General features: G+C 59.8%; 18 protein-coding genes. 12 read left to right on the top strand and 6 right to left on the bottom strand.

The window, feature by feature from the left end:
- Nucleotides 1–25: 25 nt before the first annotated feature.
- The gene (locus tag DOM66_RS19725) at nt 26–628 is read right to left on the bottom strand and encodes a bactofilin family protein (RefSeq protein ID WP_110689288.1); all 603 of its coding nucleotides are present in this window, start codon (nt 626–628) and stop codon (nt 26–28) included.
- A gap of 401 nt (nt 629–1,029) precedes the next feature.
- Between DOM66_RS19725 and DOM66_RS03685 the strand changes: the two genes are divergently transcribed.
- The 6 genes from DOM66_RS03685 (at nt 1,030) to DOM66_RS03660 (ending at nt 8,192) form a co-directional block, all read left to right on the top strand.
- A complete protein-coding gene (locus tag DOM66_RS03685; RefSeq protein ID WP_110689287.1) occupies nt 1,030–1,560 on the top strand; it encodes a bactofilin family protein in 531 nt (176 codons plus the stop codon).
- A gap of 204 nt (nt 1,561–1,764) precedes the next feature.
- The gene (gene rfbB, locus DOM66_RS03680; protein WP_110677602.1) at nt 1,765–2,829 is read left to right on the top strand and encodes a dTDP-glucose 4,6-dehydratase; all 1,065 of its coding nucleotides are present in this window, start codon (nt 1,765–1,767) and stop codon (nt 2,827–2,829) included.
- Nucleotides 2,826–3,707, top strand: a complete 882-nt coding sequence (gene rfbA / locus DOM66_RS03675) for a glucose-1-phosphate thymidylyltransferase RfbA (RefSeq protein ID WP_110689286.1) — start codon at nt 2,826–2,828, stop codon at nt 3,705–3,707. The genes rfbB and rfbA overlap by 4 nt, the downstream gene beginning before the upstream one ends.
- A gap of 74 nt (nt 3,708–3,781) precedes the next feature.
- Nucleotides 3,782–4,912: a DegT/DnrJ/EryC1/StrS family aminotransferase gene (locus DOM66_RS03670; RefSeq protein WP_110689285.1), complete on the top strand. Its 1,131-nt coding sequence runs from the start codon at nt 3,782–3,784 to the stop codon at nt 4,910–4,912.
- Nucleotides 4,905–6,857: an NAD-dependent epimerase/dehydratase family protein gene (locus DOM66_RS03665; RefSeq protein ID WP_188115130.1), complete on the top strand. Its 1,953-nt coding sequence runs from the start codon at nt 4,905–4,907 to the stop codon at nt 6,855–6,857. The genes DOM66_RS03670 and DOM66_RS03665 overlap by 8 nt, the downstream gene beginning before the upstream one ends.
- A gap of 3 nt (nt 6,858–6,860) precedes the next feature.
- On the top strand, nt 6,861–8,192 hold the full coding sequence (locus DOM66_RS03660) for a capsular polysaccharide export protein, LipB/KpsS family (protein ID WP_110689283.1): 1,332 nt from the start codon (nt 6,861–6,863) through the stop codon (nt 8,190–8,192).
- Between the two features lie 130 nt (nt 8,193–8,322).
- On the opposite strand, the gene DOM66_RS03655 is transcribed toward DOM66_RS03660, so the two are convergent.
- The 5 genes from DOM66_RS03655 to flgA form a co-directional block, all read right to left on the bottom strand.
- The gene (locus DOM66_RS03655) at nt 8,323–13,065 is read right to left on the bottom strand and encodes an O-linked N-acetylglucosamine transferase, SPINDLY family protein (protein ID WP_110689282.1); all 4,743 of its coding nucleotides are present in this window, start codon (nt 13,063–13,065) and stop codon (nt 8,323–8,325) included.
- Between the two features lie 179 nt (nt 13,066–13,244).
- Complete coding sequence (locus DOM66_RS03650) at nt 13,245–14,141, bottom strand: flagellin N-terminal helical domain-containing protein (RefSeq protein ID WP_110689281.1); 897 nt, start codon at nt 14,139–14,141, stop codon at nt 13,245–13,247.
- 477 nt (nt 14,142–14,618) lie between these two features.
- Nucleotides 14,619–15,071, bottom strand: coding sequence for a flagella synthesis protein FlgN (locus DOM66_RS03645; protein WP_110689280.1), 453 nt, complete (start codon nt 15,069–15,071; stop codon nt 14,619–14,621).
- Nucleotides 15,072–15,122: 51 nt separating this feature from the next.
- Nucleotides 15,123–15,401: a flagellar biosynthesis anti-sigma factor FlgM gene (flgM, locus tag DOM66_RS03640; RefSeq protein ID WP_110677617.1), complete on the bottom strand. Its 279-nt coding sequence runs from the start codon at nt 15,399–15,401 to the stop codon at nt 15,123–15,125.
- 160 nt (nt 15,402–15,561) lie between these two features.
- On the bottom strand, nt 15,562–16,329 hold the full coding sequence (flgA, locus tag DOM66_RS03635) for a flagellar basal body P-ring formation chaperone FlgA (protein WP_157958980.1): 768 nt from the start codon (nt 16,327–16,329) through the stop codon (nt 15,562–15,564).
- 276 nt (nt 16,330–16,605) lie between these two features.
- Here flgA and flgB point away from each other — a divergent pair, with 276 nt between their 5' ends.
- The 6 genes from flgB (at nt 16,606) to flgG (ending at nt 21,172) form a co-directional block, all read left to right on the top strand.
- Complete coding sequence (flgB, locus tag DOM66_RS03630) at nt 16,606–17,025, top strand: flagellar basal body rod protein FlgB (RefSeq protein ID WP_110677621.1); 420 nt, start codon at nt 16,606–16,608, stop codon at nt 17,023–17,025.
- A gap of 4 nt (nt 17,026–17,029) precedes the next feature.
- A complete protein-coding gene (gene flgC / locus DOM66_RS03625; protein ID WP_106420134.1) occupies nt 17,030–17,440 on the top strand; it encodes a flagellar basal body rod protein FlgC in 411 nt (136 codons plus the stop codon).
- A 66-nt stretch (nt 17,441–17,506) separates the two neighbouring features.
- The gene (locus tag DOM66_RS03620) at nt 17,507–18,211 is read left to right on the top strand and encodes a flagellar hook assembly protein FlgD (RefSeq protein WP_110689278.1); all 705 of its coding nucleotides are present in this window, start codon (nt 17,507–17,509) and stop codon (nt 18,209–18,211) included.
- An 86-nt stretch (nt 18,212–18,297) separates the two neighbouring features.
- Nucleotides 18,298–19,515 (top strand): flagellar hook protein FlgE, encoded by a 1,218-nt coding sequence (gene flgE / locus DOM66_RS03615; RefSeq protein ID WP_110689277.1) that lies wholly within the window; start codon nt 18,298–18,300, stop codon nt 19,513–19,515.
- 72 nt (nt 19,516–19,587) lie between these two features.
- Nucleotides 19,588–20,349, top strand: coding sequence for a flagellar basal body rod protein FlgF (locus DOM66_RS03610; RefSeq protein WP_110689276.1), 762 nt, complete (start codon nt 19,588–19,590; stop codon nt 20,347–20,349).
- 40 nt (nt 20,350–20,389) lie between these two features.
- Entirely contained in the window at nt 20,390–21,172 is a 783-nt protein-coding gene (flgG, locus tag DOM66_RS03605) for a flagellar basal-body rod protein FlgG (protein WP_035473254.1), read from the top strand.
- Nucleotides 21,173–21,260 lie beyond the last annotated feature (88 nt).

Genomic DNA, 21,260 nt, shown 5'->3' with positions numbered 1-21,260 from the left:
GTCAGCCACTCATTGAAGGAGCGGCTCAGCGTCGGGCAGCGCCCGAGCGATGGCCGCCCACCTGGATGCTACCCTGCAGGCTGGCGCCCTCATGGCACGCCAACCTGTGTGCCGTGAGTGTGCCCTCTACCCGTGCACCGGGAGCGATCAACGCCGCCCCCTGCACACGCTGCTCGCCCGACACGCGGCCGGCGATATGTAGTGTGCCGGCACTCAGCTGCGGGCCGACCTCAGCCAGTGCACCGACGACGACGTCGTGTTCATCGGCGGCCAGCGTGCCGTCGAGTCGCCCCTCGACACGAATCGATTCGGCGCAGTCGATGTCGCCGACCACGCTCATACTGGCGCCGATCAGTGTGGCCGGGTCATCACCTTCGAAACTCGCTGATGAGCCTGACGGCGCCGGTGGGCAGGAAGATGACGCGTCCTCCTCGGGCAGTGTCTGGTCGGGCTCAGTGCTCCCTCTCTCGACAGGTTTTGTCTGCTCGAAAGGCTTTGTCTGCGACGACGCATATGCCGAGGCTGCCACAGCGCGCTTACGTCGCCCGCGTGCCCGACGGTAGCCGTCGAACAGCAGCAGCAGGCAGCAGCCTAGGCCGCCCAGCAGAAGCCACTCTCCCAAATCCATGCCTTCCTCTTCATTGTGCTGGAGACGTGTCTATGACCGCGTCTTTTCAAGACGCCCGCATCGTCTCTGTTCAAGACGCCCAAGCCCGAGTACTGACGTTGGCAGGGGACGAGGGAAGCCCTCCCATCATCTTTTTCGGGGCAATTGATTCGTGTATCGGCGCGGGTAAGAAAACCTGAAGGTAGCCGTGCTTGTTCCATAGCCGTGCGCTCGAGGCTGTCCGCCATGCCTGTCGACGGACACGATCCAGGAACCGAAAGGCCCGAAAGGGAGTGAGTAGAGCCCTGAAGAGAGTGATGGGGCTCTCGCGGTCAAGATATAGGCGTGATCGCCGATGAAGAAATCTAGCGTTCGGGCAGCTTACGCCCGGATATCGCCAACCCGTGACCGAGAGCTGTCCGATGTTTCCGAAATCCAGCCAAGCGCTCCGCCAGCCCGTTTCGACTGAGGCCGCCAGCACGCCGACTCGTGGTAACGAGCCCTCCCAGTCGCTACACGGCATGTCGCGAATTGGCGCCAAGACCACGATTCGTGGTGATGTCAACGGCGAAGAAGATCTGCTGATCGAAGGCCGGGTCGTCGGTGATGTCAGCTTTCCCCACCACGCGGTGACGGTCGGTAGTGACGGCCAGGTCGAGGGCCGCTTGGTCGCCCGCGAGATCACCGTGAAAGGGCAGGTCGAAGGGCAGCTCCTCGCTGCCGAGCGGATCACGCTGAAAGCCACAGCCGCAGTCCAGGGAGAACTCTACGCCCCCGGGCTGATCCTCGAAGATGGCGCGGCCTTCCACGGCAACATCGATATGAATCCCGAGCACGACGTGCTGCGCGAGGCGTTTGACGGCGAGCGCCGCGACAGCTTGTCGGTACCGCCGGCCGTGGCGGAGAGCGACGAAGGGGGAGAGGCGGTAGACGCTGGCCGACCGGCCGAATGAGGGTGTGGCAGCACGCTCGTCCGGCACCTTGCCAATATGCTGGTCGCTCATCATTCGGTCGCTTCTGAAGAGGGCGTGTCGATCGAGGCTCTTTGACGTCCGATAAGCGACGAACTGGAGAGCGTATAGGCACTTATTCACTGTAACGTTCGTCGCCGATGCAGGCATGCTGGCACTCGGTGGAGAATTATCGACGGGTGCGGCATGAAAATAGTGGTCACGGGCGGGGCGGGTTTCATCGGCAGGGCTTTGGTCCAGCACCTGCTGACGGCTACCGAGCATAGCGTCGTCAATATCGACAGGCTCGGCTATGCCTCGCATCCGGATACCGATCTCGCTGGCACCCATGCTGGCCGTTACTGGATGGAGCCAATCGATATCAATGATCGTGCGGCCCTGGAACAGGTCTTCGAGCGCCACTCGCCCGATGCCGTGATGCATCTGGCCGCGGAGACACATGTCGATCGCTCCATCGACGATCCGCTCTCGTTCGTGCATCACAACGTCCTCGGTACGGCAACACTGCTTGAGGTGACGCGAAGCCACTGGCGCGGGCTCTCCCAGGCGCGACGTGAGACGTTTCGCTTTCACCATGTCTCCACCGATGAAGTGTTCGGCGATCTCGGTGCAGACCATACGACACGTTTCGACGAAAGCTCGCCCTACGCCCCCAGTTCACCCTATTCGGCCAGCAAGGCGGGGGCGGACCACCTGGTCAGGGCCTGGCACCGAACTTATGGGCTGCCTGTCATCGTATCCAACTGCTCCAATAATTATGGCCCTTTCCAGTACCCCGAGAAGTTGATACCGCTGATGATCCTTTCGGCGCTGTGCGGCGCTGACCTGCCTGTCTACGGCGATGGCCAGCAGATACGTGACTGGCTTTACGTTGACGACCATGCCCGAGCGCTCGTCGCGATCGCTACACGCGGCCGAGTCGGCGAAACCTACAATGTCGGCGGTGACAGCGAACGTACCAATCTTTCGGTGGTGCAGTCGATCTGTGAGCTCCTTGACGAATGGCGGCCGCTGGCCGGCGCGGGGGCCTCCTACGCGCGTCAGATTCGATTCGTCAAAGATCGGCCGGGCCATGATCGGCGCTATGCCATCGACTCCAGCAAGCTCTCGCGAGAGTTGGGCTGGCGCGCCCAGGAGAAGTTCGAGAATGGGTTACGAGCAACGGTCGCCTGGTACCTGGCGCATCCGAACTGGTGGAGCCGTCAGGGTGTGGGCGGGCTGGATCTGTCCCGATTGGGCACTCCGGCATGAAGGGCTACAAGGGTATCGTGCTGGCTGGTGGTGCTGGTAGCCGTCTGCACCCGATCACCATGGGCATATCCAAGCAGCTGCTGCCAATCTACGACAAGCCGATGATCTACTATCCGCTGTCGGTGCTCATGCTGGCGGGGATACGCGACATCCTGATCATCACCACGCCAGAGGATCGAGACAACTTCCAGCGTTTGCTGGGCGACGGCGCGCGCTTCGGTATCGATCTGCAATACGCTGTGCAACCACGCCCGGAGGGGTTGGCGCAGGCGTTTCTGATCGGAGAGTCCTTCATTGGTCAGGACAATGTCTGCTTGGTGCTCGGCGATAATATCTTCTACGGACAGGCGTTCAGTCCCAAGCTAAAGCGGGTCATGGAAAGCGCCTCCGGTGCCACGGTATTCGGCTACCAGGTCAAGGATCCCGAGCGCTTCGGCGTGGTCGAGTTCGATGCCGAACGCCGTGTACTGTCTCTCGAGGAAAAACCTAGCAAACCCCGATCCCATTACGCCGTCACCGGCCTCTACTTCTACGACAACGACGTTATCGAGATCGCCAAGCATCTGAAGCCTTCGCATCGAGGCGAGTTGGAAATCACCGACATCAATCGAGCCTATCTCCAACGCGGCGACTTGCACGTTCAACTATTGGGACGTGGCTTCGCCTGGCTCGATACCGGTACCCACGAAAGCCTGCTGGAAGCCGCTCAGTTCGTCGAGACCATCGAGAAACGCCAAGGGTACAAGATCGCTTGTCTGGAAGAGATCGCCTGGCGTCAAGGCTGGCTGAGTGAGAGCGAGCTGGCCGCGGCTGCTAAAGTCTTCGCCAAGAATGGCTATGGACGTTATCTGCTCGAGTTTCTCGAAGAATCGCCATAGCCGAGATCAACAGGGCCTGATCAGCCCTCGATGCCATGCCGTGGTGCCGGTGGGTATCTGAGAAAAGGTAATCCATGAACGACAAGCCCATCTATGTCACCGAGCCCTATCTACCGCCATTGGACGAGTTCATTCCCTATCTCGAACAGATATGGGCGAGTAAGAAGCTGACCAACAATGGGCCGATGCATCAGCAGCTGGAAGCGGCACTTCGCGACTACCTGGGCGTACCGGAGATCGCGCTCTTCAACAACGGGACCATTGCGCTACTTACCGCGCTGCAGGCGCTAAGAATCAGCGGTGAAGTGATCACCACGCCGTTTTCGTTCGTGGCCACCGGGCATTCGCTGCTCTGGAACGGCATCACGCCGGTCTTCGTCGATATCGATCCCCAGACGTTCAATCTCGACCCCGAGAAGATCGAGGCGGCCATCACGCCGCGCACGACCGCGATCATGCCGGTGCACTGTTACGGCAACCCGTGCGATGTCGCGGCGATCCAGGAGATCGCCGATACCTACAACCTCAAGGTGATCTATGACGCCGCGCACGCTTTCGGCGTCGAGGACGAGGGTGGCAGCATTCTGCGTCATGGTGACCTGAGCGCAATCAGCTTCCACGCCACCAAGGTTTTCAATACCTTCGAGGGCGGTGCCATCGTCTGCCCTGATGCCAAGACCAAGCGCCATATCGATAACCTCAAGAATTTCGGCATCGTCAACGAGACGACGGTCGTGGCATCGGGCATCAATGGCAAGATGAGCGAGATCAATGCTGCCTTCGGTCTGCTGCAGCTGAAACATATCGATTGTGCCATCCGTAGGCGAGAGGAGGTCGATCGCCTATACAGGCGCAATCTGGAAGGTATCAAAGGTATCCGGCTGCCGGATTTTCAGGCGCAGACCGTCTCCAACTATGCCTATTTTCCTGTGCGCGTCAGTCATGACTACGCAGTGAGCAGGGACGAACTCTATGAGCGCTTGCGAGCGCATGATGTCTACGCGCGGCGCTACTTCTATCCGCTCATCAGCGATCACGCGGTCTATCGTGGTGCAGAGAGTCGATCGCCGTCGCCCTTGAGTCACGCGCACAGTGCTGCAGATGAGGTCATTTGTCTGCCGATATCGGCCTCTCTTTCTGCCCATCAGGTCGAATTTATTTGTCAGGTCGTCAAAGAGCACGGATACGGGGTGTCATATGGATGAGCTTGTGGTCGGCATCTGTTCAATTGGTAGTGGTGTCGGTCAGTCAGTGATTGATTCATGCAAGCTATTCAAGCCTGGCGCTGTTCAGACCGTCGGTTTGGGAAACAATCCCTCGGCTTTCGGCGCGACGGAGTGTGATCGCAGTCGGCTGATTCCGAGTTATTACGATGATGACTATATAGAGAGTCTGGTCAGGGTCGCGACGGAAGAAAATATTACGGTACTCATTCCGGGGCACGACGATGAGGCCTATTTGCTGGCAAAACATAGAGACTTACTTGGAAAGCATAGGATCTGCGTGCTGGCCGCAGCGGAGCCTCTGGTTGCAGCTTGCCGGGATAAGTATGGCTACGCCAGGGCGTTTAAAGAGGCTGCCCCTTTTTTTGTAAGAAGTTTTACGCATCAGGAAGTGCTGGCCGCCGAGGACATCATATTCCCGCTGATTAGAAAGCCGCGCTCAGGATACGCTTCCCAGAGCATCAGTGTCGTTGCTGACCAGCGGGCTTTGCATGCCATTGAAGATGGCGAAAGCCATATCTATCAAGAAATCGCTATGCCGGCAAGTAACGACTGTCACGCCGCTGACTACAGCAAAGGTCTGCTTCGCGGAGAGAATCGCCAGGTCGGTGAAATTTCTTTGCAATTGATCTTTGATCAGAGTTCCCAACTGCGTGCCTGTTGTGCCACCACCAATCGCCTGGCCAATGGGGTACCGATCGAGATCGTTCCACTCGATCTGGCACCGCTAGAGCATTTTATTGAAGATTTTTGCCGATCCATGCAACGTTTGGATGCATTTGGGCCAATTAACGTGCAAGGCCGTATCACGGACGACGGTTTCAAAGTTTTCGAAATCAACCCCCGGTTTACCGGTATCACCGGGCTCAGGGCCAAGCTCGGATTCAATGAGGTCGAATATGTGGTCATGGGGTTGCTGATGAAGCAGCCCTGCTTGAAACCCCATCTCTCGTTGAGACATGCCGGTGTCAGACAGGTGGCTAGTAAAAAGGTCGACCTGGTTCCCTTTTTACAGCCAACATCCAGCTCGGGAAGTCGCGGTGAGCCATCGATAGTGAAGAGAGTGCTGCTCTCTGGCAGTAGCGGATTGCTTGGAGGGCTATTGCTGGACCGGCTGCTCTCTGACAGTGGGCTCGAAGTCTCTACCGTCGATCGCTGTCGCAATGAAAGAAAAGGTATTAGCCGCGCTTATTGCTTCGAGGACCTGCTCTCCGGAATGGCGGATCTGCGCGGTATCGATGTGGTGCTGCATGGCGCTTTTGCCAGGCCTCACCACGCGCCTGCCGATCATTTTGCCGCCGTTCAAACGAGTGTCGAATTTCTGCGGGCATGTATGCGCGTGACGCCTGCGAAAATCATCTTCGTGTCCTCTCAGAGTGTCTATGGGACCTCGAAGGAGATACTTTCAGAGGCGTCTTTGCTGTGCCCGGAAGGTTCCTATGCTCAAGCCAAGGTGCTTGTGGAGGAGCACTTGAAATCGCTTTCACAGATGACCCGTGAAACGCGTTTTACTGTCTTGCGGCTCTCTTCTGTCATGGGGCCACTCGAGTCGTTAGTCAAACAGGAAGCCTACTCGTCAATGATGTCGACATTGGCCAATGGGGGAGAGGTGTCTGCAAGGCATGTGTCGCGTCGGATCAGCAAAATCGACTATCGGGACGCTGTCGACGCGCTGGTGCATTTTACGAAGCTCGAATCGCAGCATGGCTTCTTTGATATCGTCAATATCGGTCCCGATACGACCCCTTCTCTGGGAGAGGTGCTCGATGGTGCAGCAGAGGCGTTGGGTGGAAGCTATTGCAGGATGGAGACACCCACCACGGAGGTACCCGGTGACTTGATCATCTCCAGCCGTAAAGCCCATCACCAGTATGCTTGGCGGTCATGTCACGATATGCAAAGTACCATTGACAGTTTCAGGGAATAAGTGATGTCGCGTAGAGCCTTCGTTTTTTGTAGCGACCTGCGAAATTATCAAGTCTTCGGCACCTTTCTGGAGATGCTCTATCGGCTCAGCTTGCAGGATCGCTTTCAGGTGATCCCACTGGTCACTGTGGGTGAGCGAGATGCAGGGCGGCTGGCTGATATCCAGGCGACCATCTCTCGGATGCTCGGAGAGCATCAAGGTTACTACCAGACGACAGTCAGTGCTTTCGAGTCTTCTGCCGACCTATCAGCGTTGGTCGATGAGTTGCTCTGCTCGGTGGTGGATATCGAAGACTTGAGGGGCGTGACATATCGAGGCCTCAATATTGGGGTGGCCATTGTCTCCAATCTGGTCTCTCGTTACCGTTGTGTCTCGCTTGATCTCGATGACTGCTGGCCAGAGGTCGAGTCTTATCTCCGCCAGGCACTGCTTTTCGTAGCCCATTTTGAGGCTGGTATACAGTCGATTGGCCTGGAGCCTGATGACCTTTTTTATATCTATAATGGCCGCTCCTACAATACCTATCCGCAAACACTGGTCTTGGAGCGGCTTGAGCAGCAGATCATTTATTATGAAAGGATGAATGCCGGTAAAACGCTCCGGGTTCAGCCTTGTCGTATCCATGATTTCTTGTCCATGTCCGCTGTGGTCAAGGCTTTTTGGGAGGAGTCGGATGATCCCTTGAAAGGGGAGAAGGCAAAGGCTTTTTTCGAAGAGCAAAGAACCAATGCATTTGCCGAGAAATTTGCTGAGGCGCCGACCGGACAACGTGAGTACGTCGTCTATTTCGTTTCTAGCGAAGATGAGTATGCCTCTCTGGATCCGAGGATCAAACTGTCCCCTATCTTTGCGACCCAGCGCGAGGCCGTCGCTTGGTTGATAAGCTGGGCTGCCAACCAGTCTCGCTATCAATTGATCATTCGCAATCATCCCAACCAAGCGGGCATATGTCGTCGTGACTTCGACTACTGGCATGGCCTGGCGGGGGACAATGTGGATGTCATTCAGAGCGATTCCGTCATCAGTTCGTACGATCTCATGCAGGGCGCAGACAAGGTTCTCTGCTTCTTTTCGACGGCGGGTATCGAGGCGGCCTATCTCGGGGTGCCGAGTATTGTGCTTGGCAATGCCATCTATAGAGGTCTGGATGCGGTTCACGAGCCTGATAGCCGCGAGCAGCTGGCATTCATGCTCGATACCGATATCGAGCCGAAGCCCGCTGTCAACGCGCTGGCGCATGGCTATTTCACGAGTTGCTATGGATGGCCGATGGCATTTTTCGAGCGTCTTGGGCTCTCTCGTTTTGACGATTATCAGCACTTGTTCGACAACTGAGCCGCTGGGACGGGCTAGCGGGCCTCAGTTCGGCGGAGCGCGGCCATCGGTGGCTTTGGACATATAGAGGAGTATGGCCCAGGTGGGACAAGATCATGTCCACCTGGGCTTTGTGATAGACGTTGCCTAGTCAACGAGGATCGTTGAGAAACTCGGCAAGTCTCTTCTCCAGATCCTCGATGACAAGATTAGACTTGACGCGGAAGAGGCCCGCAGTGTCGACTCGGCGTATCGGCTGCAGATAGTCGAGCACGACATGATAATTGGGTCGATTCCAGAAGTCGTGGATGAAAATCCGAGGTTTGCCGATATCGTCAGCCGTCTTCAGGATATGAATGACGGTGGCCACCGTACAAGCGACACGAAATCTTCCATCGATCAGTGTCAAATCGAACGGCTTGGCAAAATCAAGGATATGGCGGCTATAGTTGCCATAGTTGGCAATCGCCACCTCTGACGTGGGGAAACCCCAGGCGCCCGTCGGGCCGATGTCTATATAGGTCGAGCGGCACTTTTCGCCGAGTTTTGCCTTGACGACATCAAGCCACTTTCCATCACTCTCGACGCCTTCGACCTCGAGACCGCTCTCGATCGCCCAGACGGTAGAGCCCCCTGAGCCAAATTCGAAGTAGCTGCTTGCGCGAGTCAGTGCATCGCGGAATAGCTCCTTCTCTGCATCGCTCATGAAGGGTGCGTCGGGCAATCTGACCGCTTGCTGTGTGTCAGCAACGAAACCGGCATCGCTCAGTTGTCTACCGAATGTCTCCAGATAGTCGGCATACGCGTCGATGGCGTTGGCGAAGGTCTTCTTTTCGCTGGGTAGCTGAGTCTTGACTTTATCCTGTGCGGCGAAACCCAATGACTCACTGCGGCTCGGATCTTCCGAGTAGAGCGCGTCATGGGCGGTGTGCTCGAAGAACAGGATGTCCTCGCCCTGATCGAAGAATTGATCGGCGCGCTGCGTCAGATTGGAAAGAATGGCGCAACCCGAGATCGCTGCATGCCGGATGCGCTCATGCAACCAGTCGTGATAGGTCGGGGAGACGTTCAGCACATAGCGAGCCTGTGTATACAGCGACTGCAGTTCCTCGAAGGTCTTCTCGCCGATGAACTGCCAGTGGCGAATGGCCTCGGCACCAACGAAACTTCCCAGGACTTGCCTGGCGATCTCTGGTGCCAGCACCACGATATTGGCCGAGGAGGGCATCTGCGCCAGTATCTCGATGGCCCTGATTCGGGCGCGCCCGCGGCTCACGTCGTCTAGGAGGCTAAGCAGGCCCAACAACCGCTCGTCCTCTTCCGACCATGGATAGGAGACATGCCATTCGTATCCGAAAATACGCTGATAGGCTTCTCGGAAGAGCGGTAGCAGGGGGCGTGCGAAATCGGTGAACTGTTCGAGTACCTCATCCACGAGTTTGACGTAGTCAGCGCCGTAACTCGCGGCCCTGTCCAGCATGTCGCGATGCAGAGCCTCTGCACGCGGCGCGTAGCTCAGGTTGAGTGGCACCAGGATGTCTATCTCTCGTTCCAGGTGCGGTCTGTCGCAACCTTCCCACGCCTGCGGAGACGACTCCGTCGTTGGGCTGAAGATGGAAGAGATATCGGGTCTGACAAATGCGAGTTCGCTACTCAACGAGGCCCGCGCGACGAATAGTCCACTGGGCGAGGCGTTGCGCATCCTGTCGAGCATGAAATCGGCATACGGGTGGTCATTGACCGCACCGATGATGGGGCGCCCATGGCTATGAAAGACATTGCTGCTCCCATAGCCGCTGATGTTGAGCGAAAAATCGAAGTAGCGATTGCCCCCCAGCAGGACATGATCCGCGGACGTGGCCAGCGTGAGCATGGTCTTGGGTTCAATCTTATCGGCATCTATCCACTCCACCGGGCAGTCGGCACCCTGCAATGTACGGAAAATGCCGTGCATTCCCCGCTTGATGATGCCGTGATTGGCCTGGTTGCCGGTGTCGATCAGGCATAGCTTGCGCTGGCCAAGGGCGCTGCGTAGGCGTTCCAAGGGACGGCGTTGAACGTCGTCGGGCGCCATGTCGATCGCCGGTCGCGGGCTGGCGTCGCCCTGAGGCGCGGGCAACGTGGCCTGCAGTTCGTCACTCTCCGAGGACAAGAACCTGTCGAGATAGCGGCGGGCGAGCCCGGCATCCAGCTGTTGCAGCAAACTGCCGCTCACATCTTTGAGTCCGTAGACGACGTGCAGGAGGAAAGCCAGCTTCATCCGCTGCCTGTCGCCCATGGCCGTCATGCGGTCCGGGTCGGGTAGCAGCAGCGCCTGGGCCGAGCGCAGCTCGGACGCAAACATCTCGGCACTGGCTTCATCCGCGGGCAGGGCGCTGCGGTGTTGCTGGTCGTGCAGGTGATAGAGGCAAAAGCCGTTTTCCTTGGCCCAGCGCTGAATCTCGCCGATATCGGGCTGGCGCTCATGTGTCGGCTGGAAGGCAACCTTGATCTGAATCAGCACCGCCGGGGCCAGCGACCGGGTGCCGTGGCTCAGAATGTCGGCAGCATCGCAGGTGTCGTCCAGCACCAGCCAGTCCAGGGCCGGTAGGCCCTCGATGCTATCCAGCGCCAGGGTGTCGAAATCGGTTGGCTCAGCTGCTGCCTGTGCCTGCTGCTCATGCTGGCTATCGCCGGGGAGGGGGGGCGACGAGTTGGGGCTCGGGGTGAACAGTGTCGCCGGGGAGCCCGTGCCCAGGCCATGGCCGGCATAGTAGTGCACGCGCTCGGCGCGACTCATGGGGTGATGAGCGGCATCCCCTGACGGATCGAATACGATCAGCTCCAGGCGTTCGTCAGTCAGCAGCTGTTCGACCTTGCTGTCGTTCAGGAGCTGGCCGCCGTTGTCGATGGCGATGATCGACTCCTCGATCGGCCAGCCGAAGCCCTCATCCGTGTCGAGCGTCGGCGGGCGAGGTATCTCCACCGGCTCGTCGCCATCTTCGAAATAGGCGCGCCCATGACCGTCGAAGCTAAGCGCGGCCGGGGCTGCGTTCTCGCAATAGCGCTGCCAGACGGCTCGCAGCGCCTTGCGCAGATGGCGGCCGAACTTGGGCGCATCGCAGATCGGGGAGTGTTCGAGATAGGTTCTCAGGGCCGCTCGGATCACCGCCAGACTCGGCAGATCGGATGCGAGTTCGATCACTCGCTCACGGAAAGCTTCCCAGCTATCCGTGACCAGTTCCGACATGCCGGCGTTCGACAGGTGCGTCGCGCTGTGTCGTCCGGCGAAGGTCGGCCCGACATGCGTGACCACGGGGACGCCCATCAGCAGCGCCTCGCAGGTCGTCAGCCCGCCGGAGTAGGGCCAGGTATCCAGGGCGATATCGACACGGTTGTAGCTCTTGAGCAGCGCTGCGTGATCCGAAGGTCCCTCGAGCAAAACGCGCCCGGAGTCGATGCCATGGTGCTCGAGTGTGGACAGGATGCGTTGGCACACGTCCGGGCTGGTGTACTGCCCCCCTTTCAGGAAGAGGCGGCTGCCGGGCACCTGGTGCATCAGCTTGGCCCATTCGCCCAGCATGACATCGTTGACCTTGGCGGGGTTGTTGAAACAGCCGAAGGTCACGTATCCATTGCTGATGGCCGGCAACGGTGTGATCGCGGGCGTATAGGCGGGCGGCGTATAGCAGATATAGTCATTGGGCAGCCGGATCAGTTTCTCGGTATAGAGATGATCCACGCCAGGCGGCGTTTCATACGGGTCGCTCAGGAAGTAGTCGAACGCCTCCATGCCCATGCTGCTGATCTGCATGCCCACCCATTTGATGATCAGGGGCGCCGGCTTCATATCGATGACCGGGAGTCGGCTCTGGGCCCCGTGACCCGCCAGGTCGATCAGGATGTCGATATCGTCGGCAAAAATTCTATCGGCGAGCTGCTGATGACTTAGATGATAGGTGGGTACCCAATGGCAGCGCCGTTTGACTTTTTCGGCAATCGGGTCGTGAGCGTCGTTATCGGTGTAAGCGTAGATCTCGATATCGCTGGCCAGGTTCTCCAGTGCACTGCTCACCATCCAGCCGACCGGGTGAACCCGAAGGTTGCTCGAGAGCAGTCCGATCTTGAGCGGGCGATCGGGGGTGCGGTCCTTGGCGTCATGCGCCAACAGCCGCGATGGCGTGAAGTGGTCTCGCCAGGCCTTGGATTTGAGCAGGATGCTTTCGACCGTGGCCGCGGGGTTGTAGTGGTCGTTCAGCAGTCCGTTGGAGTAGGCCGTGTAGTATTGCGGGCTCAGACGCAGCGCCTGGGCGTAGTAACGCTCCGCCGCTGCGAAGTCGGTCATGTCCTTGTGATAGTTGCCGAGCGTGTTGAGAACCGAGGGGTCTTCCGGCTTGAGCGTATGCAGGCGCTCAAGCGCGTCCAGGCCCTTCTGGAACTCAAAATGCAGCGAAAATAGAATGCTGCGCATCGCCAGGATTTCGGCTTCTGGATGTCCTGCCTTCTCGGCTTGCGCCAGATGTTTTTCCGCACGCGGATAGGCGCCGATCTCATAACACATGTTCGCCATGTTGAAATGAGCCTGCGCGCTGTCACCGTCGATCTCCAGGCTGCGGGTCTGCAGATCGAAAGCCCGCTCCTTCTGGCCCTGCTTGAAGTACGCTTTCGCCAGAGCCGTCAACACCAGTGGGTCCGTCGGGGTCAGCGTCTTGGCCTGCTCCAGTGAAGAGAGCGCGCCTGCGGCATCGCCAGTCTGCAGCTGGCTATTGCCCAACGCTTTCCAGGAGAAGGCATCCTGTGGGAAGCGCTGGGCCAAGGATTCGGCTTCTTTCCTGGCATGCTGATAGTCACCTCGCCGATAGAGGTCCATGAATCGCTTTTGCAGCGGGGCTGGGACGTGTTGGCTATGGTTCATGAGCGGCGATGTTCCGGCAGGATGTGAGAAGTGTCTCTAGCTTCCCATGTCTCGAGAAGGGCGAAGCGGCGAATAGTTGCCTATGTCGGCTCCATTCTCCGCCGCGGTTGTGGGAACGGCGGCTGGATAACGAAAAAGGCCGGCAAGATGCCGGCCTTCCATCACTCCCTGGGGAGGGATTAACGCAGCAGCGAGAGGACCGTCTGCGGGGTCTGGTTCGCCTGGGACAGGACCGAGGTGCCGGCCTGCTGCAGGATCTGCGCGCGGGTCATGTTCGACACTTCGGTGGCGTAGTCGGCATCTTCGATGCGCGAACGGGCTGCCGACAGGTTGGTGGACGTGGTGGTGATGTTGTCGATGGCGGTTTCGAAACGGTTCTGGACCGCACCCAGGTTGCTGCGCTCGGTGTCAACGTTGTTGAGCTTGTTGTCGAGGATCTTGAGCGCGTCGTCGGCGAGCACGTCGAAGCCGCTGGCGCTGACAGAGCGCGAGCCACCGTTGGCAGCCGATGCACCGGCAGTTGCGGTGCTGGTGTACATGTTCCAGCCGCTGGAAGCGTTGGTCGAAGTACCGGAAGCGCTGGCCCCGCCGATGGTGATGCTGATGGTTTCACCATCGTTAGCACCGACCTGGATGCTGAAGGAGGAGCTGCTGGTGCTGGTCTTGAAGACGTTGGTGCCGTTGAACGTGGTCTGATCGGTGACGCGGTTGATCTCTTCCAGACGCTGGTTGACTTCTTTCTGGATGGAATCGATGTCGTCGGCGCTGTTGGTGCCGTTCTGAGCCTGAACGGTCAGCTCACGGATGCGCTGCAGGTTGTCGTTGACCTGGTCCAGGGCGCCTTCGGCGGTCTGAGACAGAGAGATACCGTCGTTGGCGTTACGGCTAGCCTGATTGAGACCAGTGATCTGGCTGCTCATGCGGTTGGCGATGGCCTGGCCGGCGGCGTCGTCCTTGGCACTGTTGATACGCAGGCCGGAGGAGAGACGCTCCATGGCGGTCGAGAGCTGGCTCTGCGACTTGTTCAGGTTGTTCTGACCGATCAGAGCGGTGATGTTGGTATTGATAACTGCCATTGTCGTATTCCTTTCTCAAATGAGAGGGCGATTTGGGCCTGATCCGCAGAACGTCGAATGGCTGTCGGATCCTGCTGCAACGGCCCCTTGGCCGTTGTCCCATTTATCGGCGCTACCCCGGGGAGCTTTAGAGAAAGATTGGCGCTTTTTGTGAAAAAATGTATTGGAGGCAGCGTCTGAGGTGCGATGCGGCCGCCAGGAGGGGTGTCGGCGTAGTTGATTAGAGAAAACAGGAGCTTGCCCAGGTCTGGCCAGAAGAGAGCGCCAGCCAATAGCTGCATTGCGCCAGGTGCTTCGATAGGGATGTATAGAGGGAAGCGCGAGAAACGCCGCCAGGCAAGGTGCTCGAAAATACCTGTGATTTTGCCTGGCTTGGAAGTCTATCGTGATCTGACTGCCCCGGTGATGGGCATCGACGATGAGGTCATGACCTCATATATTGGCGCGGAGCTGGCACGGGAAGTCCGGCGAGGAATATCAGGCGCGGGAGCTGATGCCGCTGAAATTCTTGGGCTTGGCCTGGCCGTTGCGACCATAGACGCTGCCACCCACGGCACGTTCGAGAAAATCGATCGCACGCTGGTTGTGTTCCATGCGCTGGGAGATGACAAAGCCATTGAGGCGGTTCATCTGTTTCAGGCGGTCCGCCTGCTGGCGAATCTGACGCCAGAGCGCATCGGCGTTGTGGTGACTGGCCAGCTGCTCGGCGCCGCGGGCGCCATCCCCCAGGCCTTGCGCCTGCTGCGCTTCGCGACGCAGATGTTCGAGGCGTTCGAGTTCGGCAAGTTGCGCCTGCTTGTTGGCTGCGAGCGTGTTGAGAACCTCACCGTCGGCGCGGCCCTCCTTCAGGCACTCCCGTTCTGCCGTCAGCGTATCCAGAAGCTGTTCGAGCTGGTGCAACTGTTCGGTGAGCAGGTCTGTGACGATCATCTAAGGCTCTCGAGAGGAATGTGCCAAAGTAGGACGAGGGGGCGTTGGCGCTCAGCCGCGCTCGTCGAGCATGTCGCGTACGCTCTGGATCAGGCCGTCGGCGATCTTGCTGGTGTCGAGCTGCAGCGTGCCATCGGCGATGGCCTGACGGACCTCGGCGACTCGGGCGGTATCGATATCGCCGCTGGTGTTCTGGGTATCGATCTGGCTCAGCGTCGTGGTCGAGCCCGCCGGGGATGATGCGCTCTCGGCCTGCTTGACGTTGCGCTTCTGGTCGAGGGCGTCGCTCTGCGTCAGGCGTGTCAGCGAGTTTGTCTGGTCGATCTTCATGTCGTTACCTCTGGGCGATGCCCACGGTCATGTGCTTGCCGATAGGGTAGGGCCTTGGCCCGCTTGCAAGGATTATCGGCAGCCATGGCCGAAACTGAAAGCCGGCCACGCAGAGTTTTGTAAAAAAAGTTTGCAATTGCGCCTTGAGGTTGTATCCGCGCTAGAAGTTGACGCGCAACTGGTCGGGGCCGGTGACCTGGCCCTGCAGGATCTGATTGCCCTCGGTCTTGAGGCGGATGGTGTTGCCCATGCCGCCATTCTCCAGCGCTTCGACGCTACGGCTGACGCGGAACCCCTGGCCCTGGGCGATCAGTACCACGGTGTCGCCGCGCTTGACCAGCCAGGGCTGTCTCACCATGGCATCGGTCAATGTCGCGCCGGCGGGTATACGACGAGTGGCGACATGTCCGGCCGCATCGGGCATTTCGCTCAGGTAGCCGCGCTGGAGCCGAGTGACATCCGAGGTTCGCCATGCCAGTGCCGAGGCAACGATGGGGTCGCCGGGCTCGATCGTACGTGCCGCCACCAGATGCCTGACGCTGGCCGAGACCGTCGCCTGAACATAACGAGCACGTCCTTCTCCCTGACAGTTGACGCCGACAGTGACGCGGCCCTGGGGGGTTCCCGGGCGCGGCAGGAACGGCTCCGGTGCTGCGCAGGGGCCGAGGCGGGCGGTGTTGTCGTGGACTTCGACGCTGACCTGATCGCCGAGCGAGCGCGTCTGGGTGAGCAAGAAGCGCTTCACGCTGGCGGCCAGCGGATCTTCATTACCGGTCTCCTGCGCCTGAGCGATCGAAGGCAGAGGTAGCAGTGCCAGTCCAAACAGTGCCAGCAGCAGCATGCCGGCGCCACTCAGCAGCAGTCGCCGCAGGCGTGGGTGGCGTGCGAGCCAGAGGTCTTGCGGGTCTTCCGATCTGGGCGCTGTCATGGCATCGATCCAACTGCATGCAATTCGTGTCGGCATCGAAAAGAACCTGCCAGCGAGTCGTGCCTGTCGAGCCTGGTCTGCACGGTTCTTTCCATCATGGAAAGCGATTGTAGAACGATGAGGGTGGGGGTATCGCAGGAAATGACGTGCAATTGACGGTCTGTTTACGAGTTTGCCATGCGTAACTCGCCGCTATTCTCCACCCTGTCCAAGAAAGCTGGCGGCTAGGGGGCTTCATGAGCGCCGCCGTCCGGCCATCATCAGGAGATCATCGGCATGTTCGACAAGTTGGAGAGTGCGCTGCGCTACCAGCAAGAGGCGCTCAATCTGCGCGCCGAACGCCAGAAAGTGCTGGCCAACAACATAGCCAATGCCGACACCCCCAACTTCAAGGCGCGTGACTTCGACTTTCGTGCCGAGCTCGATCGGGCCATGCAGCAGGGGCGTTCGGCAGGTGAGGGCGGTCTCTCGCTGACCCGCACCTCCAGCCGGCATATCGCGGCCGAAGGGCCGCGCGTCTCGGGCGTCGACGATCTCCTCTATCGAGTGCCGGATCAGCCCAGTCTCGACGGGAACACCGTCGACATGAACCGCGAGCGTGCCGCTTTCGCCGATAACTCGGTCCGCTACCAGGCGGATGTCACCTTCGTCAGCCGTCGCATTCAGGGGCTGAAGAAGGCGATGCAACCGGAGTAAACCGATGTCGATGTTCAGTGTTTTCGAAATTTCAGGCTCGGCGCTGACGGCCAACTCTCAGCGCATGAACGTCACCGCCAGCAACCTGGCCAACGCGGATAGCGTGGCCGGGCCCGACGGCAAGCCTTATTACGCACGTCAGGTCATGTTCCAGGCGCTGGGCCAGGATGGGCGCGGCCCGGGCGGGGTGCGTGTCGACCGCGTGGTGGAGGATACCACGACGCCATTGCGCAAGGAGTATCGTCCTGGCAATCCGCTGGCGGACGACCAGGGCTACGTGTCCCTGCCCAATGTCGACCCCGTCAACGAGATGGTGGACATGATCTCGGCGTCGCGCTCCTACCAGGCCAACGTCGAGGTGATGAATACCGCCAAGACGTTGATGACCAAGACCTTAACCATCGGCGAAGGCTGAGCCCCAGGCGCAGCTTGAGGCAGTCACGGTTTCCGCTGCGGAGGCCTGGCGCCAAGGAGAAACGGTATGTCCAGTCCAGTCATCGGCGGCAGCACGCTCGCCAATATCAATGGCACCGCGTCCCCGAGCAAGGCGACCGGCACCAGCTCCGGCAGCGAGCTCAACGATCGCTTCATGACGCTCTTGGTCACGCAGTTGAAGAATCAGGATCCGACCAATCCGATGGACAACTCGCAGATGACAGCTCAGTTGGCCCAGATCAACACGGTCAGCGGTATCAACAAGCTCAACGACAGTCTCCAGGCGATCACCGAGCAGATCGATGCCGGCAAGGCACTGCAGGCGACCGCGCTGATCGGCAAGGGCGTCATGGTGCCCGGCGACCGGATTCTGGTCGGCAATGCCGATGCCAATACCGGTGCTGTGGCCACGACGCCGATCGGCGTCGATCTGGATCGCGCGGTCGGCGATCTGCAGGTTTCGATCAAGGGCGCCAACGGCCAGGTGGTGCGGGCCTTCTCGACCGGCCCGCTGGACGCCGGCGTTCATAGCTTCACCTGGGATGGCAAGCTCGAGGATGGCTCCGCGGCCGCGAGCGACAGCACCTATACGGTGGAGATGAAAGTGTTGGATGGCGACAGCAGTACATCGCCCAAGGTTCTCAACTACGCCCTCGTCAACGGTGTGATGCAGGGTGACGACGGCGTGAAGCTGGATCTCGGTTTCAACCGCAGTCCGGTGACGCTGGGCGAGGTTCGTCAGATTCTCTGATCGGCCGACGACAGCACGCTTTTATCGATACGCACCCGATCGCGCTCAGCGCGATCGACACGCAACGCTAACGCAGGGATTCAAACATGGGCTTTTCACAAGCGCTCAGCGGCATGAACGCAGCGTCGCAGCAGCTCGACGCCATCGGCAACAACATTGCCAACTCTCAGACCAAGGGCTTCAAGAGCTCATCGGTGCAGTTCGCCGATGTCTACGCCAGCAGCAAGATCGGTCTGGGCACCAGCGTGGCCGGGGTGCTGCAGGACTTCGGCAACGGTACGCTGGAGAGCACCAACCGTAACCTCGACCTGGGGATCAGCGGCGATGGTTTCTTCCGCTTTCAGCAGGGCAATCAGGTTGGCTACTCACGCAACGGTCAGTTGACGATGACCACCGAAGGCTATCTGGCCAACGCCCAAGGCGGGACCTTGATGGGTTATAACGTGCGCAACTTCAACGATCCCAACGTTGCCGCGACGCTGCCTACCGGTGGCCAGCCTGAAGTGATCCAGATTCCCAGCGGCTCGATCACCGCCAAGGCGACTGCCAACGCCTCCGCGACGATCGATCTCGACGCCAGCGACAAGGTCATCTCTGCGGCTTTCGACGCCAACGATCCGGATACCTACAACTACAGCACCTCTACCACGGTCTATGACTCGCTGGGTGTGTCGCATAACCTGCAGCTCTACTTCACCAAGACCGACGAGAACCAGTGGCGCGTCGACTCTCGTGTGGCCCTGGATGATGGCACCGTCGCCGACGCCGGTGGCGGTAACCTCGACTTCGATGCCAATGGCCGACTGACGAGCGACCCTTCGACGCTAGCGATCGATTTCGATCCCAACAATGGTGCCAATGAACTGGCCTTCGACTTCGATTTTGCTGGCTCTACCCAGACCGAGCAGTCCTACGCCATCAACTCTCCCAACCAGGATGGCTATGCCGCTGGCCAGCTGGTGGGGGTGAGTATCGACAAGGACGGCACCATCCGTGGCAGCTACTCCAACGACCAGAGTGTCGCGCTGGGCCGTGTGGTGCTTTCGGACTTCGCCAACGTCGAGGGGCTCAAGCCGATCGGTGACAATCTGTGGCAGGAGACGACCGCCTCCGGTCAGGCCGTGGTGGGTGTGGCTGGCACCGGCTCCTTCGGTGCCCTGCAGTCGGGCACGCTGGAAGCCTCCAACGTCGATCTGAGCAAGGAGCTGGTCGACCTGATCATCGCCCAGCGTAATTTCCAGGCCAACTCCAACACCATCAAGACGCAGGACCAGGTACTGCAGACCGTCGTCAACCTGCGTTGATGTCAGCAACATGCCGGCTAATCACTGCATGCCTGAGCGTGCAGTGACGCCGGCCCTGCCGAGGGCCTCAAGATGGACCGAATTCTCTACACTGCCGGCGGCGGTGCCAGCCAGACCATGGCGCAGCAGGCGGTGGTCAACAACAACCTCGCCAACGTCTCGACCCCGGGTTTTCGCGGCGAGCTGATGGCGATGCGCGCCGTCCCGGTGGAGGGCGAGGCGCGTCTGCCGACCCGCGTGGCATCGATGATGACCACGCCGGGGTCCGACTTCACCCAGGGCAACATCAGCACCACCGGGCGCAGCCTGGACGTGGCGCTGCAGGGCGATGCCTGGCTGGCAGTGCAACCGCCCGGCGGCGGTGAAGCCTATACCCGACGCGGCGACCTGCAGGTCGATGCCACCGGGCTCTTGACCTCGCTCGGCAACCCGGTAATGGGCGATAACGGTCAGGCCATCGTGATCCCGGTAGGGGCTGATGTCACCATCGGCGCGGACGGCTCGATCAGCGTGCTCGAGCCGGGACAGAACCCTGATTCCATCGCCCCGCTGGCCAAGTTGAAGCTGGTGGCGCCGGGTAACGAGAATCTGGTCCGCGGCGAGGATGGGCTGTTTCGCATGACTCCGCCCCCGGGGCAGCAGAACGCTAATCCGGTACCGGCGGACGATACCCTGCGGCTGGTTCCCGGCGCACTCGAGGGCAGCAATGTGACGCCCACCGACGCGATGATTTCTATGATCGACTCCTCCCGCCGCTACGACATGCATATGAAGATGATCGAGAGCGCGGACGAAAACGAGCAGCGTGCCAACAGCCTGCTGTCGCTGACCTGAGCCCGCCCGGCGCCGAGCTCACGACTATGAGAATGCCATCATGATCAAATCACTCTGGACCGCCAAGACCGGACTGGAAGCGCAGCAGGTCAAGCTGGACGTCATCTCCAACAACCTGGCCAACGTCTCGACCAACGGTTTCAAGCGCTCGCGCGCCGTGTTCGAGGATCTGCTCTATCAGAACGTACGTCAGCCCGGCGCCCAGTCCTCGGTCGTCGACACGCTGCCTTCCGGCATGCAGGTCGGTACCGGGGTGCGTCCGGTGGCCACCGAGCGCCTGCACACCCAGGGCGGTCTGCAGAATACCGAGAACTCGCGCGATCTGGCGATCAACGGCAAGGGCTTCTTCGCCGTACAGATGCCGGACGGTACCACCGGCTATACCCGTGACGGCAGCTTTCAAGTCGACCAGAACGGCCAGTTGGTAACCGCCGGCGGCTATCCGGTCGATCCGCCGATCACCATTCCGCAGAACGCGCTGTCGATCACCGTGGCACAGGATGGCACGGTCTCGGTCACCCAGCCGGGAACTTCCCAGAGCAATCAGGTGGGGCAGATCATGGTCTCCACCTTCATCAACCCGACCGGTCTGCAGAGTATCGGCCAGAACCTCTATCTCGAGACCGATGCGTCCGGGCCGAGCACCAGTCTGACCCCGGGGCTGCAAGGGGCCGGTACGGTCTACCAGGGCTACGTGGAGACATCCAATGTCAACGTGGTCGAGGAGATGGTCAGCATGATCGAGACCCAGCGTGCCTACGAGATCAACAGCAAGGCCGTCGAAACCTCCGATCAGATGCTGGCGCGTCTGAGCCAGCTGTAACCGAGGCCACGAATACATGGGATCTTTGCTGTTGCGCACCTGGCGGCTGCTGACCAAGGGTGGCTCTCGCGGCCACCGTATCTTACTG

This window comes from Salinicola endophyticus (assembly GCF_003206575.1).
In the GTDB taxonomy this organism is placed as follows: domain Bacteria; phylum Pseudomonadota; class Gammaproteobacteria; order Pseudomonadales; family Halomonadaceae; genus Salinicola; species Salinicola endophyticus.
This window is presented reverse-complemented; position numbering and strand designations above follow the sequence as displayed.

Bases quoted from the DNA above. Each gene is read 5' to 3' on its own strand.
- flgG (WP_035473254.1), top strand. From the start codon at position 20,390: ATGATCAAATCACTCTGGACCGCCAAGACCGGACTGGAAGCGCAGCAG.
- flgC (WP_106420134.1), top strand. From the start codon at position 17,030: ATGTCGATGTTCAGTGTTTTCGAAATTTCAGGCTCGGCGCTGACGGCC.
- flgB (WP_110677621.1), top strand. From the start codon at position 16,606: ATGTTCGACAAGTTGGAGAGTGCGCTGCGCTACCAGCAAGAGGCGCTC.
- DOM66_RS03655 (WP_110689282.1), bottom strand. From the start codon at position 13,065: ATGAACCATAGCCAACACGTCCCAGCCCCGCTGCAAAAGCGATTCATG.
- DOM66_RS03610 (WP_110689276.1), top strand. From the start codon at position 19,588: ATGGACCGAATTCTCTACACTGCCGGCGGCGGTGCCAGCCAGACCATG.
- flgA (WP_157958980.1), bottom strand. From the start codon at position 16,329: ATGACAGCGCCCAGATCGGAAGACCCGCAAGACCTCTGGCTCGCACGC.
- DOM66_RS03665 (WP_188115130.1), top strand. From the start codon at position 4,905: ATGGATGAGCTTGTGGTCGGCATCTGTTCAATTGGTAGTGGTGTCGGT.
- flgM (WP_110677617.1), bottom strand. From the start codon at position 15,401: ATGAAGATCGACCAGACAAACTCGCTGACACGCCTGACGCAGAGCGAC.
- DOM66_RS03620 (WP_110689278.1), top strand. From the start codon at position 17,507: ATGTCCAGTCCAGTCATCGGCGGCAGCACGCTCGCCAATATCAATGGC.
- DOM66_RS03660 (WP_110689283.1), top strand. From the start codon at position 6,861: ATGTCGCGTAGAGCCTTCGTTTTTTGTAGCGACCTGCGAAATTATCAA.
- rfbA (WP_110689286.1), top strand. From the start codon at position 2,826: ATGAAGGGCTACAAGGGTATCGTGCTGGCTGGTGGTGCTGGTAGCCGT.
- DOM66_RS03670 (WP_110689285.1), top strand. From the start codon at position 3,782: ATGAACGACAAGCCCATCTATGTCACCGAGCCCTATCTACCGCCATTG.
- DOM66_RS03685 (WP_110689287.1), top strand. From the start codon at position 1,030: ATGTTTCCGAAATCCAGCCAAGCGCTCCGCCAGCCCGTTTCGACTGAG.
- DOM66_RS03645 (WP_110689280.1), bottom strand. From the start codon at position 15,071: ATGATCGTCACAGACCTGCTCACCGAACAGTTGCACCAGCTCGAACAG.
- DOM66_RS19725 (WP_110689288.1), bottom strand. From the start codon at position 628: ATGGATTTGGGAGAGTGGCTTCTGCTGGGCGGCCTAGGCTGCTGCCTG.
- flgE (WP_110689277.1), top strand. From the start codon at position 18,298: ATGGGCTTTTCACAAGCGCTCAGCGGCATGAACGCAGCGTCGCAGCAG.
- DOM66_RS03650 (WP_110689281.1), bottom strand. From the start codon at position 14,141: ATGGCAGTTATCAATACCAACATCACCGCTCTGATCGGTCAGAACAAC.
- rfbB (WP_110677602.1), top strand. From the start codon at position 1,765: ATGAAAATAGTGGTCACGGGCGGGGCGGGTTTCATCGGCAGGGCTTTG.